The organism is Okeania sp. SIO2B9 (genome assembly GCF_010672505.1).
GTDB lineage: Bacteria > Cyanobacteriota > Cyanobacteriia > Cyanobacteriales > Microcoleaceae > Okeania > Okeania hirsuta.
Window position 1 is genome coordinate 1 of the sequence record NZ_JAAHGK010001152.1, and the last position, 2,456, is coordinate 2,456.

General features: G+C 30.0%; 2 protein-coding genes. Both read right to left on the reverse strand.

The window, feature by feature from the left end:
- Positions 1 to 802: 802 nt before the first annotated feature.
- On the reverse strand, positions 803 to 2,008 hold the full coding sequence (locus tag F6K13_RS28335; protein WP_124147211.1) for an AAA family ATPase: 1,206 nt from the start codon (positions 2,006 to 2,008) through the stop codon (positions 803 to 805).
- 229 nt (positions 2,009 to 2,237) lie between these two features.
- A partial coding sequence (locus F6K13_RS28340; protein WP_287289186.1) for an RNA 2'-phosphotransferase occupies positions 2,238 to 2,456 on the reverse strand: 219 nt, incomplete at its 5' end.

Here is a 2,456-nt window from a genome sequence, read left to right on the forward strand (position 1 = left end):
GGTGGTGAAACCAATCATATTCAACACCTCTACTATCATCTTTTTAAGACTAACTTGTCTATAAATGCAAGTTGTCAAATCTTAATTAATAGTTAATTTTTATATTAAGAATATCTCAGTTGGAGAAGTTAACTATGATTTTTTTTAAATAGAAGAATCAGAAAAATATTTATCAGACTTCTTCATAAATTCAAAAGTTATGAATATGAAATAAGTAAATCAAAAATATAATAACTACTAAATAAAAAAGCAAAAATAACTCTCAAAATAGATTTACTATCAGAATTATTTCCTATTTTCTGTATATTTTTTTTTACTTCAGGAAATTGTCAAAAAAAAGGTAAGCATTCAGCCGTCAGCATTCTGCAGGAAATGCTTACAAAAAAAGTTGATTCAATCTAAAATTCACAAATAGGCCACATCAATTACCTGAATATTAAGTGTATAGATGGTTGAATATAATTTAAGCTACATTTATTGTTTTTGGTAATTTCCCACTAATACATAGTTATTTGTAACTTAATCAAATACAGGTTTGAAATTTTTATACTGAACAATAAATATTGAAATGGACTTTTTCATATATTATTAATTCTTGCCAATAAGCCAATAAAAAAAATCCTATATTTTTTATTATCCAATTTTTATGATTACTTTACCTGTAAACATTTATAAACTCAATTCTAAGTATATTTTCCACTTAGAATTATAATTCTCCTCTTTAAGATATTTTAGCAACCTTTTGTGTAGAAACTAAAGTCTACATCAAAACTTTATAAACCAAACTACATTTTACGCAAATTTACACAAAGCAGTAAGTAAATTCATACATTAAATCTACTCTACCTTTGCGTAAAATAGCTGGATCTAGCCTTTCTTTAGTATTACAGGTCATTAAAACAACTAATTTCTGTTTCAGATAAATCCCTGATTCATCTACGACACTTTGATATAAAGTACCATCTAGCAAACTGAGAATATGTTCTGTTTTATTATTAGTTTGTGCAGCTTGAAGCGAGCGGTCCTGAGCTAAATTATCTGCCTCATTGATAATAATACAAATTTGTTCTAGATATGCTGGTGGTACAAAATTTTCTACTGCATCATGATCTAATATAAAAATTACATATCCTAAAGGAACTAGAACTTCTTTTGCTAATGCTTGAGTCCAAGCTGTTTTACCTGTTCCTGGTTTTCCACTTACTAATACAGCTAATTGATTTTGTTCTAGAATTGCTTGTTGTACCGTGTCAGTAAAATTTTGAATATTTTGAGGAAATGTATCGATCGGAAATTGACTTTGAACCTGTCCTATACGACATTGATAACCACTTACCATCACTGCCATATTATAGGTTGATTTTCTTACAAGTGGTGCTATATCTTTAGCAATTAAACTGTAGTAACGTCTACCTTTATCATAAGATTCTATTTGTAACCAACAGGAATATTTTGACCAATAAGCATATACTGTTCCTAAAGTTTCTAGACTTTGCCAACTGATAAATCTTTCTATCGGATAGTAAAAATTTCTTTCCATGAATGACTGGGTAATTATGTCAGGTTTACCCAATAAATCAAGTATTTTAAAAATAGTAATTTCCTGTAGTCTATTGAGAACATACTCAATAGCAATAGTGTCTCTAGTAATAGTGCGTATCACAGGTGTTTCTACACTCAATACATCTTGATAACGATAATCTGGAGCTGGAGGTTGAGGAGTTATATAGTCCCAAAATTCATCAAATTCATATCGTGTATTTTCCGAAAAAACATTTAATATATTCGCCCACCAAGCAAATTGATGACGACCCAAAGCATCAGCAATATCGCTAGCTATATCAAGAGTTTTTTGACTGAGTTCCCAAGGATCTTTAGATAATAAGTGCCATAAATATTCCCAATCAAAGTCTCGGTTAAGTGGTCGCCAACCAGCTCCTAATAAACCTTTATTTTGAGGATTATTTTGTTGAGAATTTTCTTTACTGTCGAAATATTCTGTTCCCATATTTTGTCAAAAATCTACTTGAATAAGGAGTCAGGAGTCAGGAGTCAGGAGTCAGGAGGAAAAATTGCTTATGGATTAGCTCCCCCAAACAATTTTGAGTACCGCGGGTGAGATGTGGGGGTATTAAACCCGCAAAAGAAAAGATAAATAAATTCCTTTTATAAATAGTTTTTATATCATTCAGTATTCAACTTTCATAATTAATTTGATACTTGATTAATTACTTTGATTATTTTCTCATTATTTGTAAATACTGTGAGGGGACTTCATCAACTAACCAGACATGATTTGCAGAAAAGTAAAATTTATAATCATCTTTGTACATGGCACTTGCATCTACAGCAAATACTGCTGGTTTTCCTTTTCTTTTCCCGACATTTATAGCAGTATTAATATCTTTTGATAAATGAACATGATGTCTCGACATTTTTTGTAAACCAGTCTGTTT

Bases quoted from the DNA above. Each gene is read 5' to 3' on its own strand.
- F6K13_RS28335 (WP_124147211.1), bottom strand. From the start codon at position 2,008: ATGGGAACAGAATATTTCGACAGTAAAGAAAATTCTCAACAAAATAAT.